Source organism: Butyricicoccus sp. Marseille-Q5471, assembly GCF_951230135.1.
Lineage (GTDB): Bacteria > Bacillota > Clostridia > Oscillospirales > Butyricicoccaceae > Agathobaculum.
In genome coordinates, this window is sequence record NZ_CATNVC010000001.1 from 430140 (window position 1) to 445178 (window position 15039).

16 protein-coding genes are annotated in these 15039 nt (G+C 55.8%); 8 read left to right on the forward strand and 8 right to left on the reverse strand.

Features of this window, described 5'->3' with window-relative positions; all coding sequences use genetic code 11:
• Positions 1–149 precede the first annotated feature (149 nt).
• On the forward strand, positions 150–1439 hold the full coding sequence (locus QOX26_RS02240) for a DUF1576 domain-containing protein (RefSeq protein WP_283673248.1): 1290 nt from the start codon (positions 150–152) through the stop codon (positions 1437–1439).
• Positions 1440–1492: 53 nt separating this feature from the next.
• The gene (locus QOX26_RS02245; protein WP_283673249.1) at positions 1493–1840 is read left to right on the forward strand and encodes a hypothetical protein; all 348 of its coding nucleotides are present in this window, start codon (positions 1493–1495) and stop codon (positions 1838–1840) included.
• Between the two features lie 66 nt (positions 1841–1906).
• Here QOX26_RS02245 and QOX26_RS02250 read toward each other — a convergent pair whose 3' ends face one another.
• Positions 1907–4480: a translation factor GTPase family protein gene (locus tag QOX26_RS02250; protein ID WP_283673250.1), complete on the reverse strand. Its 2574-nt coding sequence runs from the start codon at positions 4478–4480 to the stop codon at positions 1907–1909.
• A gap of 124 nt (positions 4481–4604) precedes the next feature.
• Between QOX26_RS02250 and QOX26_RS02255 the strand changes: the two genes are divergently transcribed.
• Positions 4605–5177 carry an N-acetylmuramoyl-L-alanine amidase family protein gene (locus tag QOX26_RS02255; protein WP_283673251.1) on the forward strand — a complete coding sequence of 191 codons (573 nt, stop codon included), beginning with the start codon at positions 4605–4607 and terminating at the stop codon, positions 5175–5177.
• A gap of 43 nt (positions 5178–5220) precedes the next feature.
• Here QOX26_RS02255 and QOX26_RS02260 read toward each other — a convergent pair whose 3' ends face one another.
• The 3 genes from QOX26_RS02260 to QOX26_RS02270 form a co-directional block, all read right to left on the reverse strand.
• Positions 5221–6072, reverse strand: coding sequence for an SDR family oxidoreductase (locus QOX26_RS02260; protein ID WP_283673313.1), 852 nt, complete (start codon positions 6070–6072; stop codon positions 5221–5223).
• Positions 6073–6096: 24 nt separating this feature from the next.
• Complete coding sequence (uxuA, locus tag QOX26_RS02265) at positions 6097–7143, reverse strand: mannonate dehydratase (RefSeq protein WP_283673252.1); 1047 nt, start codon at positions 7141–7143, stop codon at positions 6097–6099.
• A 272-nt stretch (positions 7144–7415) separates the two neighbouring features.
• Positions 7416–8180, reverse strand: a complete 765-nt coding sequence (locus QOX26_RS02270) for an IclR family transcriptional regulator (RefSeq protein ID WP_283673253.1) — start codon at positions 8178–8180, stop codon at positions 7416–7418.
• A gap of 193 nt (positions 8181–8373) precedes the next feature.
• Here QOX26_RS02270 and eda point away from each other — a divergent pair, with 193 nt between their 5' ends.
• The 3 genes from eda to QOX26_RS02285 are packed head-to-tail and all read left to right on the forward strand — an operon-like array spanning position 8374 to position 10399.
• Positions 8374–9018: a bifunctional 4-hydroxy-2-oxoglutarate aldolase/2-dehydro-3-deoxy-phosphogluconate aldolase gene (gene eda, locus QOX26_RS02275; protein ID WP_283673254.1), complete on the forward strand. Its 645-nt coding sequence runs from the start codon at positions 8374–8376 to the stop codon at positions 9016–9018.
• Positions 9011–9361, forward strand: a complete 351-nt coding sequence (locus QOX26_RS02280; RefSeq protein ID WP_283673255.1) for a VOC family protein — start codon at positions 9011–9013, stop codon at positions 9359–9361. Before eda ends, QOX26_RS02280 begins: the two co-directional genes overlap by 8 nt.
• A gap of 18 nt (positions 9362–9379) precedes the next feature.
• Positions 9380–10399, forward strand: a complete 1020-nt coding sequence (locus tag QOX26_RS02285) for a sugar kinase (protein ID WP_283673256.1) — start codon at positions 9380–9382, stop codon at positions 10397–10399.
• Between the two features lie 285 nt (positions 10400–10684).
• Here QOX26_RS02285 and QOX26_RS02290 read toward each other — a convergent pair whose 3' ends face one another.
• Positions 10685–10885, reverse strand: a complete 201-nt coding sequence (locus QOX26_RS02290; RefSeq protein WP_283673257.1) for a hypothetical protein — start codon at positions 10883–10885, stop codon at positions 10685–10687.
• A 166-nt stretch (positions 10886–11051) separates the two neighbouring features.
• Between QOX26_RS02290 and QOX26_RS02295 the strand changes: the two genes are divergently transcribed.
• Together QOX26_RS02295 and QOX26_RS02300 are read left to right on the forward strand one after the other, a co-directional pair.
• Entirely contained in the window at positions 11052–11822 is a 771-nt protein-coding gene (locus QOX26_RS02295; RefSeq protein WP_283673258.1) for a S24 family peptidase, read from the forward strand.
• 57 nt (positions 11823–11879) lie between these two features.
• Positions 11880–12077: a YdeI/OmpD-associated family protein gene (locus QOX26_RS02300; protein WP_283673259.1), complete on the forward strand. Its 198-nt coding sequence runs from the start codon at positions 11880–11882 to the stop codon at positions 12075–12077.
• 50 nt (positions 12078–12127) lie between these two features.
• Here QOX26_RS02300 and QOX26_RS02305 read toward each other — a convergent pair whose 3' ends face one another.
• Genes QOX26_RS02305 through QOX26_RS02315 form a run of 3 tightly spaced genes read right to left on the reverse strand, consistent with a single transcriptional unit; the run spans position 12128 to position 15005 of the window.
• On the reverse strand, positions 12128–12793 hold the full coding sequence (locus QOX26_RS02305) for a DUF6320 domain-containing protein (protein ID WP_283673260.1): 666 nt from the start codon (positions 12791–12793) through the stop codon (positions 12128–12130).
• Positions 12766–14073, reverse strand: a complete 1308-nt coding sequence (locus QOX26_RS02310) for a hypothetical protein (protein ID WP_283673261.1) — start codon at positions 14071–14073, stop codon at positions 12766–12768. Before QOX26_RS02310 ends, QOX26_RS02305 begins: the two co-directional genes overlap by 28 nt.
• On the reverse strand, positions 14034–15005 hold the full coding sequence (locus QOX26_RS02315) for an alpha/beta hydrolase (RefSeq protein ID WP_283673262.1): 972 nt from the start codon (positions 15003–15005) through the stop codon (positions 14034–14036). The genes QOX26_RS02310 and QOX26_RS02315 overlap by 40 nt, the downstream gene beginning before the upstream one ends.
• Positions 15006–15039 lie beyond the last annotated feature (34 nt).

The following is a 15039-nucleotide window of genomic DNA, read 5'->3' on the forward strand; positions in this document are numbered from 1 at the left end:
TTGCAAGCTGTAAAATAAAATGCTATGCAAAGCCGGGGAACAGCGCATTTACGATGTGCAGGGGGAAACTTTATATATTTCACTTGCTGAAAAGGGTAATCCCGTGATATACTGTCGAAAAAACAGCCGTTTCCGACCGAGAGGTATCCATGGTTCAAAAAGCTAATCCAACGCCGCGTCCTCGCTCTCCTTACGCGCGATTTTATCCGGAATATCGTTTTTTTGCCATACTGCTTGCACTGATTGTCGCCTATGCCTTTGTTCTGGATTCCCCGGCCGCCATCGGTCAAGGGCTGCTGCGCATCCTTACCTCCCGCAGCTTGCTCATTACCGACTATATGCTGGTCGGCGGTGCCGGTGCGATGCTGGTCAATGGCGCTTTGGTCGGCGCCGCCGCCCTGTGTTTGGTTTTTTTCATCGGCGTTAAGCCCAACGGCGCAACGATTATGGCGCTGTGGATGAGTGTGGGGTTTGGCTTCTTTGGCAAAAACCTATTGAATATGCTGCCGCTGACCGCCGGCGTATGGCTTTACGCCAAGGTGCAGAAAGCACCCTTCATCAATTACTCGCTCGCAGCGCTGCTCGTTGCCACGCTCAGTCCGGTCGTTTCCGAGCTGGCTTTCGGGTTCGACCCGCTGCATCCGTACATCGGCATTGCCTTTGGCATGATACTCGGCGTGTTTGCGGGTTTTATCTTCCCGATGCTGTCCGCCTTTACCGTTCGCGTGCACGATGGCTACAACCTGTACAACATGGGGTTTGCGGGCGGATTATTGGCTATGTTTCTGGTCGCGGGACTGCAGGCATTCGATATTACGATCGAAACGTCCAACCTGTGGGGCGAGGGTCATAATTTTGAAATGGCGGCCCTGCTCTATGCTCTGTGTGCCGCTTTGATTGCCGGTGGATTCGTTCTCGGACGCGGCAAAAACCATGCGGACAACTTTAAGCGGATTATTCGTTCTTCGGGACGATTGGTGTCCGACTATTATACGCTTTATGGCGAAACCAGTTATATTAACATGGGCATTCTGGGTATCTTTGCTACCACGATGGCCTTGCTGCTCGGATTCAGCATCAACGGGCCTACCATGGGCGGCATTCTGACCATCGTGGCCTTCGGCTGTTTCGGCAACCACCTCCGCAACGTGCTGCCCATCATGGCAGGCGCAATTCTGGCGGCGTGTGTCAATGTTTCCGACCCCACCGCGCCGGGCAATGCACTGGCCGTGCTGTTCTCCGCCGGGCTTGCGCCGATTTCCGGTCAATTCGGTGTTGTTTGGGGCATCATAGCAGGATTTGTTCATGTAGGACTGGTTCTGCACACCGGATACATGAGCAATGGCCTGAATCTATACAACAACGGCTTTGCCGCGGGATTTGTTGCCCTGATTCTGGTTCCGATTATCACATCGCTGAAGAAAATTCCCAATGAGTAAACCGGCGGCAGACAAGCCGTCACCCCCATTTATCGCAAAAGGAAGAAAGCAAGATGAAGCACGAATTTGAGAAAAACATGCGCATTATGACCGATTTGTTGATTTATTGTCACGAGTTGGGCGCTGCCGATTATCACATTGATATGGGACGGGAGAGCGACGGCTATCACTGCTGCATTGCCTGCAGGCTGGCCGGTATCCCCGACAAGGTACTTTCCGAACTGGAGCGGGCGCTGAATATCCCCCGTCAAAAAGAAATTGAGCAGAATTTCTGGGGACTTTCCGGCGAAGTCGCAACCGATACTGAGCTGACCTTGGTCGGGATGATGATTGACGAGGCCACAGTGACGTACGAAAACGATTCTTTGGTGATACGGTGCATGCGATCGGTCGGCGGATAAAACAACAGGGAGGGGTGATGATTTCGCCCCTCCCTGTTTCTATTTGATCTCCCGCAAACGACCGTGTTACCGCTTGCTCAGCGCACGGATAACCTCATCCAGATGCTGATTGGTTTGGTCGACCTCCCAACGCAGGTCGCCGGCCGACAGGCGCTCTGCGCCGTGACCGAGAATGATCATCTGCTCCAACGCGTCCGAGGTCGCCACCCGTACGCGGTGTGTGCGAGACAAATCATAGGATGTCTGCTCAATATACATATCTGCGGTTTCCGCTTCCTTGGTGTACACCACATCCAAATTGAATTGTTTTTCCACCGAGCCCGTGCCGCCCTTTACCTTATAAGCATCAAACACCACAATGACGCGGCATTTCCGCACGCTCTGAAAATTGCTCATCAGGTTGAGAAGCGCGGCGCGGGCGGCATTCAAATCGGTCGCTGCAATGGTTTTCAGCTCATCCCATGCAAAAATGATGTTGTAGCCGTCAACAAGCAGATAATCGTCCCGCCGGATACGTGTCAGCGGAAGCGGATCGGCCTCCACAAGCGGCTTCCTGCTTTGCTGAAAGGCCTCCAAACCGCGGTTTTTGACCGGGCCATAGGTGCGCTCGAATAGCGCCTGCAGCTCCTGCTCCGCTTCGCGCCCCATGGCAGGCGCGGCGGATGTCCGCACCGGGGCGGGCACGTCCTGCTCCGGCTCACGCTCCAAACGCAGACCCGCGTCGACATGGGCGTGCGCCTTCACCTCGTCCCACTTGACCGTGTAACCCGCGCCATGCGAACAGAACACCGAATCCGGCGGGTTTTCCGTGTCGCGTGCGGCATCATATCCGCACGCTGCAATCACTTCGTCCGCATTATGGCAGGGCTGATAACCGCCCAATGTGCAGGACAGCCTGCCCAATCCCTTGGTGTAGGCCGCCACCTCCGTCCAATAGTTGCGCATCGCCGAAACCGGCGCAAAGCCGGTTAGCACGGTGAGGTCACTTGCGGGTTGGGGGGTATCAAATGTGCCGTTCATGCGCTGAATATCGGTCATTGCGCGGCCGACTGCGTCGGCAGGCAGCTCGAGTCGGAAGGCGTAGTACGGTTCCAGCAGCATACTTTCGGCCTGCATCAGTCCCTGCCGCACGGCGCGGTAGGTCGCCTGACGGAAATCGCCGCCCTCGGTGTGCTTGACATGCGCCCGTCCGGCGAGCAGCGTGAGTTTCACATCGGTAATCGGCGCGCCAATCAGCACACCGGGATGCTCCCGCTCCTCCAAATGGGTCAGCACAAGCCGCTGCCAGTTGAGGTCGAGATTGTCCACACTGCACGCGCTGTCAAGGCACAGACCGCTGCCGCGCTCACCCGGCTCGAGCAGCAAATGCACCTCGGCATAGTGACGCAGCGGCTCAAAATGGCCAATACCGATGACCGTATTTGCAATGGTTTCCTTATAAACGATGTTGCCCTCGTCGAATGACACGGCAATGCCGAACCGCTCCGCAATCAAGCGCGTGAGGATTTCAAGCTGCACCTCGCCCATCAATTGCAGGTGGATTTCACCCAGCGCCTCGTTCCAGACGATGTGCAGCTGGGGGTCTTCCTCCTCCAGCTGACGCAGATTTTGCAGCATGACATGTGCGTCGCATCCTTCGGGCAGCCGCATGCGGTAGGTCAGCACAGGCGTGAGCACGGGCGGCAGCGACGCCGATTCCGCTCCCAATCCTACACCGGGCACGGTGTGCGTCAGTCCGGTCACCGCGCAGACCGTTCCGGCCTCTGCCCTCTCGACGGTCCGGAACTTCGCACCCGAATAAATACGAATTTGGTTGACCTTTTCCTGCCAGCCGCCGTCCGCTTCACCGGACAGCTGATCCTTGACCGAAAGCGTCCCGCCCGTCACCTTGAGATAGGTCAGGCGGTTGCCCTGCGGGTCACGGGCGATTTTAAAGACCCGCGCCGCAAACGCTGCGCCGTACGAGGGCGAGCGCGCATAGCGGGACAGGCCCTCCAAGAACTCGTCCACACCCGAAAGCCCCAGCGCCGATCCGAAAAAGCACGGGAACACTCGCCGTTCAGCAACGAGTGCGGCGATATCCGACGCTTCAATCGTTCCGCCTTCTAAATGCCGTTCAAGCAGCGCCTCGTCGCACAGGGCAAGGCTCTCCTGCAGCGTGTCGACGTCGACGCCAAAATCGATGCAGCCGTCTCCCAGACGTGCCCGCAGTTCTCCGAGTAGCGCGGCACGGTCGGCGCCCGCCAAATCCATTTTATTGATAAAGACAAAGGTCGGAATGCCATGCTGTGCAAGCAGCCGCCACAGCGTCTGCGTATGTCCCTGCACGCCGTCCGTACCGCTGACCACTAAAACCGCGCAGTCGAGCACCTGCAGGGTGCGCTCCATCTCGGCTGAGAAATCCACGTGGCCGGGCGTGTCGAGCAGCGTCACCGTGGTGTCCTGCAGCTGAAACACCGCCTGCTTGGAGAAAATCGTAATGCCGCGCTCCCGCTCCAAATCACCGGTATCCAGAAACGCGTCCCGATGGTCGACGCGGCCGAGCTTTTTCAGTGCACCCGCGCGGTACAGCATCGCTTCCGACAGCGTGGTCTTGCCCGCGTCCACATGGGCCAATATTCCGATTGCAAGTCTTTTCATGATCGTATTCCATGCCGTTCTCAGTTTATTCAGTGCTTTCATTCTACCACAGTCCGCATGAAAATACCAGAAATCCGCACCGCCGCCCGCTGCGCAGCATAAGATAGAAACGAGGTGGTAACTCTTGGGTATCCGAATTTTTATCGATCAGGGGCACAACCCGAGCGGTCCGAACACCGGTGCGGAAGGCAACGGTCTGCGCGAGCAGGATATAACCTACATTGTCGGCGTTTATCTGGCCGACATGCTGCGTGCCGACCCGCGTTTTGATGTGCGGCTCAGCCGCAACTCCCCCACCGAGATTCTCGGCACGAGCAACACGACCAGCCTTGCCGCCCGCGTCAATGCAGCCAACAGCTGGCCCGCCGATTATTTTATCAGCATTCACTGTAACGCCAACACCAATCCAGCGATTAACGGAACCGAAGTATACGTCTACCGTGAAAATACGCAATCCTACTGGCTGGCACAGCATGTGCTGCGCGGCGTGGTCGAGCGCGTGGGCACGCGAGATAACGGTGTACGGCTCAATCCAGGTCTGTACGTGCTGCGAAAAACAAATATGCCATCCATCTTAGTGGAACTGGCCTATCTGACCAACACGTCTGACGCGGAAAAGCTGCGCGATGATCCCTACGGCTTTGCACAAGGCATTTATAACGGACTGCTCAGTTATTTTGGCTTCATGCCCCTCTAATAGACAAAACCCCTCCATTTGGAGGGGTTTTGTTTGCTTGGTTTTATACGCCCGAATAGGCCGAGAATCCGCCGTCAATCGGAATGCATACGCCGGTAATGAAGCTCGCCGCTCGGTTGTTGAGCAGGAAAAGCACCGCACCCACCAGTTCCTCCAACTCGCCGAAGCGACCCATCGGCGTACCGTTTAGAATTTTCTTGGTACGCGGGGTAGGCGTGCCGTCCTCGTTAAAGAGCAGCCCGCGGTTCTGGTTGCCGACGAAGAAGCCGGGCGCAATCGCGTTGACGCGGATGCCGCTGCCCGCAAAGTAGGTCGCAAGCCACTCGGTGAAGTTTACAACTGCCGCCTTCGCGCCCGAATAAGCCGGAATCTTGGTCAGCGGCGTGTAGGCGTTCATCGATGCGATATTGAGGATGTTGCCGCCCTCGCGCTCGAGCATATCGGCCGCAAATACCTGCGTCGGCAACAGCGTGCCGAGGAAGTTGAGCGCGAAGACGAATTCAACACCCGCCTTATCCAGATCGAAAAAGGTCTTGCAGTTTTCAATCTCTTTGACCTCATGGTGAAATTCGTTGTCGGTTGTTGCGCGCGGATTATTGCCGCCCGCACCATTGATCAGCACATCGCACAGGCCGAGATCAGCCTTGACCCGCTCGTGCACGTTTTCCAAATCGGCACGCTCGAGGACATTTGCCTTGTAGGCCCGCGCCGTGCCGCCTGCCGCGTTAATTTTGTCGGCAACGGCCTGCGCCGCCGCATCGTTCAGGTCGAGCAGGGCAATTTTTCCGCCTGCCGCGGCCAGCTTTTCGGCAAACATGCCGCAAATTGCGCCGCCCGCGCCTGTGATGACGCAGACCTTACCGGTCAAATCGGTATTCAGAACGTTGTTTTCCATCATGATAGTATCCCCTTTCATCATTCAGCGTGCGTTTTTTTCACAGGCCTCGAACAGCCCGTTGAGATAAGTAGCGCCCAGTGCGCGGTCGTACAAGCCGTAGCCGGGTTTGCCTGTCTCGCCCCAAATCATGCGGCCGTGGTCGGGACGGACATAGCCGTCAAATCCGGTTTCGACCAGTGCGCGAACAATCTCATACATATCGAGGCTGCCGCAGCACGACAGATGCGCGCGCTCCTCAAAGGAATCGTCCTCCATGATTTTGACATTGCGCATGTGCATAAACCCAATGCGGTTCATGGCCGAATACTTGCGCGTCAGCTTGACGACATCGTTAAACTTGGCACAGCCAAGCGAGCCGGTGCACAGGCACAGCGCGTTGGCCGGTGAATCATAGAGCGCAAGCATACGGTCAAGGTTTGGCTCGCAGGTGATGATGCGCGGCAGGCCAAAAATCGGATACGGGGGATCATCGGGGTGGATTGCCATGACCACGCCGCACTCCTCAGCAACCGGAATGACCTTGTTGAGGAACGTTTCGAGATTTTTCCACAGCCCTTCCTCACCCAGCTCACCGTAAGCGCGAATCAGCTCGCGCACCTCGTCCTTCGAGTAGCTCGAATCCCAGCCGGGCAGGTTGATGTCGTCGGTCAGCGGGTCAAGACCGCGCATCTGCTCCCAGTACATGACAAGGCTGGTCGAGCCGTCCGCTGCCTTTTTGTCAAGCTGGGTGCGCGTCCAGTCGAACACGGGCATGAAATTGTAGGTGACACACTTAATGCCGTATTTGGCGCAGCGGCGAATGTTCTCACAGTACACATCGAGCAGCCGGTCACAGTCGCCGCGGCCGAGCTTGATGTCCTCATGCACTGGAATGGATTCGACTACGTCGAAAATTAAACCGTGCGCGTCACAGTCGGCCTTCATTTTTGCAAGGCTCTCCTCGGGCCAGACCTCGCCCGGCTTGACATCATAAACGGCGGAAACAATCGAGCGCATGCCCGGGATTTGGCTGATGTACTCCAGCGAAACCGGATCGGATTCGCCGTACCAACGGAAGGATAATTTCATAAAATGCCTCCTATTTTTTGATTAGCTTGACGGATGACGGCGGTACGTTCTCATTTGTCAGCGGGTTCTCTTAACTTGCCTTAAGTATAGCAGTCCATCCCGTTCATTCTCTCGGTGTATCCTGCTTCAAACCTAGTGAAAATTGCGATTAAATTTTAAAGTGCACAAGTCCCAAGCGCCCGCATTATTGATGTTGCACAAGGTTTTACCGCATAAAAAAAGAGACGCTGCCCACAGCAAGGGGCAGCGTCTCTTTTTTATCCTTCAACCGGTCATGCGCCAAGTACGGCGGCAATCTCATCGCGCGCGGTCAGCAGCATTGCACTGAGCTCGCGCACGCGTTCATTTGACATACGCGACAGCGGCGCCGAAATCGACAGCGCATAAGCCGCACGTCCCGAATAGTCCGGGATAGCAGCTGCAACACAGCGCACGCCCAGTTCATTTTCCTCATTATCCATCGAAACGCCCTCACGCCGAATCGCCGCGATTTCCCGCAGAAACGCCTGCTCGCTCACGATTGTGTGCTCGGTATAGGCATGCACATCGCTCGCCTGCCAGACCGCGCGCACCTCCTCATCCGACAGGGTGGCCAGGATCGCCTTGCCTACGCCGGTGCAGTACAGCGGCCGGCGCATGCCGATGCGAGAAAACATGCGAATCGCGCTATGCACGCTGTCCACCTTATGCACGTAGACAATTTCGTTCTGCTCACGCATGACGAGATGGACGGTCTCACCCGTCTCGCGGCTCAGCCGCTCCATCGGCACACGGGCACGCTCGACAACGTCAAGGTTGTCTACAATATATCCCGACAGCTCGCACAGCCGCATCCCCGGATAGTACACACTGGTCACGCTGTCGTGCTGTACATAGCCGCGCGACGCCATCGCACCCAGCAGCCGGTGCACCGTTGACTTATGCAAACCGGTTTGGACGCACAGCGCGGCAATCGTCATGCCACCGCGGCTGCGGCACAGTAGTTCAAGCAAATCAAACGCCCGATCGAGCGACTGCACAGAGGAATTTTCCGCCATTTTCCCGCACCTCGTTTTGTATTATGAAACTTTGTTCCATTTTAATTCATTTTACCCAAATTTGCAAGCGCAACTTTGCACAGTTTCTTTTTTAATTCCTCTTGCTTTTTATATGCATCTCGATATAATGAAAGCATAAATCAGTTTTGTGAAACATTGTTCCGTAATATGAAACATGAAAAGGAGTGCCCTGATGAACGAGATTGAAAAGCGCGTACAACAGATTGGCGTAGTGCCGGTCATTAAGCTCACCCACCCGGAGAGAGACGCGGCTCCGCTGGCAAAGGCGCTGACCGAGGGCGGCGTACCGGTTGCAGAGGTCACCTTCCGTGCGGCAGGCGCAGCCATCGCCATCAAGGCGATGTGCGAGACCTGTCCCGATATGCTGGTCGGCGCGGGCACTGTACTGACGACCGCGCAGGTCGACGAAGCGATTTCCGCCGGTTCACAGTTCATCGTCACCCCCGGCATGGACGCCGACCTGGTGCGCTACTGCCAGCAGAAGCAGATCGCCATCTTCCCCGGCTGCACCACACCGACCGACTACCACACCGCCTACAAGCTCGGTCTTGAGGTGCTCAAGTTCTTCCCTGCCGAGCAGTCGGGCGGACTTGCCAAGATCAAGGCCATGAGTGCGCCGTTTCCGATGTTCAAGGTCATGCCGACCGGCGGCATCAGCCTGAAAAACCTCGGCGAATACGCCAAGAACTCTGTCATTGCGGCGTGCGGCGGCTCGTACATGGTTACTGCCGAACTGATTGAGGGTCAGCAGTGGGACGAAATCACCGCACTCTGCCGGCAGTCGGTTGCAATCGTCAAGGAGGCGCGCAATGGCTGAGTTTGCGCTCGCACATATCGGCATCAATGCGGAAAACGAAGCGGAAGCACGCAAAGCGGCTGAGCTGTTCGGCACACTGTTCGGCTTTCCTGTCAAGGATGGAAACAGCTCCTTGTTCGCGGGTTCCGGCATTGAGGTTATGAAGACGCCTTACCTCGGCAAAAACGGACACATTGCCATCGGCACGCCCGATGTCGCGGCTGCACAGGCGGAGCTCGAGGCACGCGGCTTTTCGTTCCGCGCCGACTCTGCGAAATTCCTGCCCGACGGTACGCTCAACGCAATTTATTTGGAACAGGAAATCTGTGGCTTTGCCGTCCATCTGGTCGGCCGAAAAGCCTGATTACAGGAGGATATAATTATGAAAGTTGTCACCTTCGGAGAACTGATGCTTCGGCTCGCTCCCAACGGCTATTACCGCTTTTTCCAGGACGACCAGCTGCAGGCCACCTTTGGCGGCGGCGAGGCAAACGTTGCCGTTTCGCTCGCAAATTACGGGATGGACGCTTCCTTTGTCACCAAACTTCCTGCGCACGCCATCGGACAGGCGGCGGTCAACTCGCTGCGCAAGTACGGCGTTGACACCTCCGATATTGTCCGCGGCGGCGACCGCGTCGGCATCTACTTCCTGGAAAAGGGCGCTTCGCAGCGCGGCTCGGTCTGCATCTATGACCGTGCGCACTCGGCCATTCAGGAGGCGCAGCCCTCTGATTTTGACTGGGATGCGATTTTCGACGGCGCAGACTGGTTCCATTTCACCGGCATCACGCCGGCACTCGGTGAAAACATGGTGGAAACCTGCAAGCAGGCCTGCATCGCGGCGAAAAAGCACGGTGTGAAAATCTCCTGCGACCTCAATTACCGCGGTAAGCTCTGGACCCGCGAGCAGGCTCGTGCCGCAATGACCGAGCTGTGCCAGTATGTTGACGTTTGCATTTCCAATGAAGAGGACGCCAAGGATGTGTTCGGCATTGAAGCGGAAAACACCGACATTTACGGCGGCAAGCTTGACCACAACGCTTACAAATCCGTTGCAAAGCAGCTGTCAGAGCAGTTTGGCTTTGAAAAAGTCGCCATTACCCTGCGCACCTCGCTCTCAGCCACTGACAACGACTGGGCAGCTATGCTGTACGACGGCGAAAACTACTGTTTCTCCAAGGAATATCATCTGCACATCGTCGACCGCGTCGGCGGCGGCGATTCCTTCGGCGGCGGCCTGATTTACGCGCTGCTGTCCGGCAAGGACACACAGTCCGCTGTGGAGTTTGCTGTTGCAGCCTCCGCGCTCAAGCACTCGATTGAGGGTGACTATAACCTCGTTTCCGTATCCGAGGTGGAAAAACTCGCCGGCGGCGACGGCTCGGGCCGTGTGCAGCGCTAATTTCCCTTTTTACACGCCATGCTTAACGGTTCGCCTAAGCCGTTGTGTATGAATAGAATACCTTCCTTTTTCTCTCAAAAAGAAACGCCTGCGAAAGCAGGCGTTTTTTTGTTTTCTGAGCAAAATCGACACATTTTTCCCTTGCGTGTCAATGCAAAACCCGATATAATAATACATATCCTACTAAGTTCCAAGGATTATGCACCTTTTTTGTACAATAACCAAAACTACTCTTTAATAGGAGCGAACAGCACATGCTCAACGGCAGTGCACGGTTTTCTGCCACTATGCTTTGCGAAAATCATCTACCGCCTCATAGAAATGAATGGGCGATAACTGAAATCGATTGAACTCCTCCACCAGCATACTAATTTCCCGGAAATCGCTTGACAACCGGTGCACGACATTGCCATCAGAGGATTCAATGCCGTACAGGCTCGGAAGCTCACCCTCGTCACATATGATATGATACGATTTTTGTGTCATTTACTTATCTCCCTTATCGTTTTTTCCCTTTACAATGCTTATTTTTGTGATAAAAGTGACGTCACCGGGTATTTCTTATTTTAGTTTTTTGTTACTGTATTGTCAATGTGCTTATGGGTTTTTCAATGTATTTTAAAGTAAGTTTTCCATTTATGGAAAGGATGGGATGAAAATATCAATTGCAGACAAGCTGTCCTATCTTCGGCAGCGCGATCACCTCACCGCAGAACAGATTGCAAACCGCGCTAAAGTTCCGCTCAGCACCTTGAACAAGCTGCTGACAGGTGTGACCAAAAACCCCTCGGTTTATACCATGGCGCAGCTTGCCAAACTGTTTGATGTACCGATTCTGTATTTTTTGGAAGAGGATACACCGGTTGATTGCGATATTAGGCTATACTCTGCCAGCAAAGCCATATGCTGTGCAAGCGAATGCGAGTTTCAAATGATCCAGCGGTTTCGTGCACTTCCGCCCAATGAGCAGAACACAATTGTCGCAATTCTGAACGAATTGTACTCAAAACTGCCCTATCATCCGTCAAAGGGCAATGAGCGGCTGCTGCTCTGCTACTCGGCAGCCGTCGCCGGGCAGTACGGCAGGGATGCTGATGAAATTGACTATTTTCATATCCGCGCCACGCTTCCGCCCAGTTTAATAAAAGCCGATTACGCAGTGAAAGTGCTCGGCCGTTCACTTGAGCCGATTTATCCGCCCGGCACGCTGCTTGCCGTCTGCAAGCAGACAGCCAAGCATGATCAGCTTGGCATTTTTGTTTATAACAACGAGGGCATTGTCAGCCGCTATTATCAAAAAGGTGATCTCACGAAGTTGATCGCTCCCTCGCGTGATATTCCGAGCATTATTGTGGGTGAAAATGACTCGCTGCGCTGTGTCGGCACAGTGCTTGGTGCAATTCGCTCATACCATCGTCTGTAAAATGTATGCTGCCTTCTTTTGCTGCGCATGCTAAGCGCATCAATGGAGGTGTTTTTTATGAGCAATCAAAACAGCGGTGATATCCCGCTCGGACTGGGCATGGCGCTTGCGCAGAATCAGGATGCCATGACGCATTTCGCCAGTCTGTCCGCTATGCAGCGGCAGGCAATCATCGAGGCTGCGCATCACATTTCATCCAAGCAGCAGATGCAGTCTCTTGTCAGCGAGCTCGCCGCAGGCAGCACCATCGGTTGACCGCAAAAGGGAGACACACCGCTCGGTGTGCCTCCCTTTTTTATCGCTTATTATAGATGAAACCGCCGTACAAACTCCTGTTTGAAGGTCTGCCAATGAAATAGCAGCATCGCTGCAAGCAGCGCAACGGACAAACCGGCGCAAATTAACGAAGGCAGCACAACGCGCACCTTGTCAAATCCGACCAATACCGCGGGCACAATGCCCAGCACACCGACCAGTCCGAACTGCCCCGCATAGGCATGCACCGGCAGTTTCAGCGCAACCGCCAGCACGAGCATGCACAGCAGTGCCACAAGGCACACGCACGGCAGTACAAAATCAATCGACCAACCGCGCCAGACCGTCCATTTGTCCCATATAATAGAAAGAATCGGGATGAGTACCGCCTGCCACGCGATGTTTTGCATAATATCTCGGCGGTTGACCACGCCAACCACGGCGGCAAGCCAAACGCAGGCACAGCCGACCACGACAAACGCCGACCACCAGATACGTGTCGATACCGCCATGTTCACCAGAATGCTGATCGCGCTGACGATGATTGCAATGAGGGCAATCAGGCGCAGCACAAAGCCGCCGCTGAAGCGCGGATGCTCAAGCGCGGGAAAGAGTTCGGTTTCCGGGGCGGGCTCGCCGGTCAGCTCTCCGCCGCACAGCGGGCACTGTGACTTATTTCCTGCAACCCTTACGTTGCAATAGGGGCATCGCTGCATGGCGCATCCTCCTTGTGGAATTCATTGCTTCGGATTTCAAGGTCAACGCCGGCGGCAGACAGGCGCGTGAAGAAATTGCGTTGGATATCAGGCGACTCAAACACCGAGGTAAAGCCGAAATGCAGGCTGCTGCCGAAGGTGCAGGTGCATAGCTGCGTTGCGCCGGTTGACATGAACACGCCAAAGCCGCGCACGAACGGGTGCAGCTTTTCCGGCAAGCGAAACTTGCCAACGTTGGACAGCGCCACTGTCTCGCCCAAATCGGACAGACTGCCGGAGATGCGCAGTACTAAATTTTTCAGTGCCAGCGGGATGGGACGCAGCAGCGGATGGTGCTCAAGCGACGCCATTTTATTCATGCGTGCGGCCAATCGCTCGGGCGTCAGCTCACGCTTAAACGCGGCGGCCGTCTGCTCAATGATATCCTCCAGCGCACCGCTGCGCTGTCTGAAATCGTAAGACACGCGAATGGTGCTGAAAAAGTTGCGCGCCGAATCCGACGGAAAGAATCCGCGCAAATCCACCGGCACGGTCAGCACCACCAGACGTTTTTCATCCCGCACATACATTTCGTCATGAATCGCCAGAAACATGAGCGCCGCCATGTACACCGTCAGGGTTGTGTTGTACTGATGCGCAAGGTCGAGCAGCTGCCGCACATCCGCTACACCCTCCAGGATGGTCAGACCTCCATCCGGCCGCTTGGCGCCGCGCAGACGGTGTGCCCGACGTACGCCCCCCGCCTTGCCCTTGGAGTGTGCCTGATAGTATTTCTGGAAGCTGTCCTCCCGCTTGTGGGAAAGCGGCGGCTGCGGAGCGGCAATCGGCCCCGCTTCCGGATGCAGCAGCGTTAAATACGCGGCCATCAGCGCCGTAAAGAACGCAATTGCACCCGCACCGTCAGCCAGTACGTGAAACACATCAATATTGACCTTGCTCCGCCAGTAGGTAACCTCGAACAAAAGCGATTTGCTGCCGAAATACAGCGGCGTGCAGGGCGGCTGATGCTCGGGCGCGACGCGCGGGGACAGCGTGGTCTGCTCCAGATAGTACCAAAAGATACCACGGCGCATGACCATGCACATGTGAGGATAATATCGCAGCGTCTCGTCGAGCGCACGCTGCAGCAGGTCGGGTTCGACCGACTCCGTCAGCTCGCAGGACAGGCGAAACACACCGGAATCCGCACCATGTGAAGTCGGCGGAAAGATTTTTGCGGCATTGTCGAGCCGAGACCAGCTTAGGGTTCGCTTATTTCTTTCTCGTTTGTTTTTTTGCATGTGGCAGCTTCTCCATTCAGGAAATGGTCTATCATATCAAAGGTGTGCCGCACCAGCTTGAAGCGGGGCGACAACGAAAAATATCCGTGCAGCGCGTCCGGCATACGGAACAGCATAACTTCATTGCCCGCGTCCCGCAGGGCATAGGCATAGGCCTCGCCCTCGTCCCGCAGGGGATCGAATTCGGCGGTAATCACCAGCGTGCGCGGCTGGCACGTCAAATCATCCGCCAGCAGCGGCGCAAAATAGGGACTCTGCATGTTCTGCGGGTCGCCGCCCGCGTACAGCTCCATATAGTCGCGTACACGCTTGGAGGTCAGCAGATAATTATTCCCGTTTTCCCGCACCGACGCAAAGGGCGACGTATCCGAATGGTCATTATAGGTTGCAGGATAAATCAGAATCTGCTGCGCAATCTCAAATTCGCCCCGTTCACGCGCCATCAGTGACACTGCGGCCGAAAGGTTGCCGCCAGCCGAATCGCCAATCAGCGTAATCTGGTTTGACTGCACGCCGAACAGCTCCGGATGCTGATAGACTGCGCGCGCAGCGGCATAGCAGTCCTCCACCCCGACCGGGAACACATACTCCGGCGCAAGAGCATATTCGACCGAAGCGACACGGCAGCCGGTTCGCCGCGCAAGCGTGCGGCACACACTGTCATAGGTGTCCACGCTTTCGAGCACCCATCCGCCGCCGTGGAAAAACAGCAGCAGACGATCGTCCGCCTGCTCCTTGGGACTGTAAATGCGCACGCGAATCTCATGACCATCGCGTTCGATTTTCTGATCCCACAGCTGATAAAGCGGCGAAAGCGGGGTCGTCAATCCGCTGAGCGCACGCTGTGCGCGATAGGTTTTCCCCACCTCCAGCGCATTTGCCGGATAGGACAGCGCACGCAGGGCGATACGCATCGCCGTGTTAATCGCCATCGGCAAATCCTCCGTTTCTATCGGGATGTTTGTG

Bases quoted from the DNA above. Each gene is read 5' to 3' on its own strand.
- QOX26_RS02290 (WP_283673257.1), bottom strand. From the start codon at position 10,885: ATGACACAAAAATCGTATCATATCATATGTGACGAGGGTGAGCTTCCG.
- QOX26_RS02250 (WP_283673250.1), bottom strand. From the start codon at position 4,480: ATGAAAAGACTTGCAATCGGAATATTGGCCCATGTGGACGCGGGCAAG.
- QOX26_RS02285 (WP_283673256.1), top strand. From the start codon at position 9,380: ATGAAAGTTGTCACCTTCGGAGAACTGATGCTTCGGCTCGCTCCCAAC.
- QOX26_RS02300 (WP_283673259.1), top strand. From the start codon at position 11,880: ATGAGCAATCAAAACAGCGGTGATATCCCGCTCGGACTGGGCATGGCG.
- QOX26_RS02270 (WP_283673253.1), bottom strand. From the start codon at position 8,180: ATGGCGGAAAATTCCTCTGTGCAGTCGCTCGATCGGGCGTTTGATTTG.
- QOX26_RS02245 (WP_283673249.1), top strand. From the start codon at position 1,493: ATGAAGCACGAATTTGAGAAAAACATGCGCATTATGACCGATTTGTTG.
- QOX26_RS02310 (WP_283673261.1), bottom strand. From the start codon at position 14,073: ATGCAAAAAAACAAACGAGAAAGAAATAAGCGAACCCTAAGCTGGTCT.
- QOX26_RS02315 (WP_283673262.1), bottom strand. From the start codon at position 15,005: ATGGCGATTAACACGGCGATGCGTATCGCCCTGCGTGCGCTGTCCTAT.
- QOX26_RS02305 (WP_283673260.1), bottom strand. From the start codon at position 12,793: ATGCAGCGATGCCCCTATTGCAACGTAAGGGTTGCAGGAAATAAGTCA.
- QOX26_RS02295 (WP_283673258.1), top strand. From the start codon at position 11,052: ATGAAAATATCAATTGCAGACAAGCTGTCCTATCTTCGGCAGCGCGAT.
- QOX26_RS02260 (WP_283673313.1), bottom strand. From the start codon at position 6,072: ATGGAAAACAACGTTCTGAATACCGATTTGACCGGTAAGGTCTGCGTC.
- uxuA (WP_283673252.1), bottom strand. From the start codon at position 7,143: ATGAAATTATCCTTCCGTTGGTACGGCGAATCCGATCCGGTTTCGCTG.
- QOX26_RS02280 (WP_283673255.1), top strand. From the start codon at position 9,011: ATGGCTGAGTTTGCGCTCGCACATATCGGCATCAATGCGGAAAACGAA.
- QOX26_RS02240 (WP_283673248.1), top strand. From the start codon at position 150: ATGGTTCAAAAAGCTAATCCAACGCCGCGTCCTCGCTCTCCTTACGCG.
- eda (WP_283673254.1), top strand. From the start codon at position 8,374: ATGAACGAGATTGAAAAGCGCGTACAACAGATTGGCGTAGTGCCGGTC.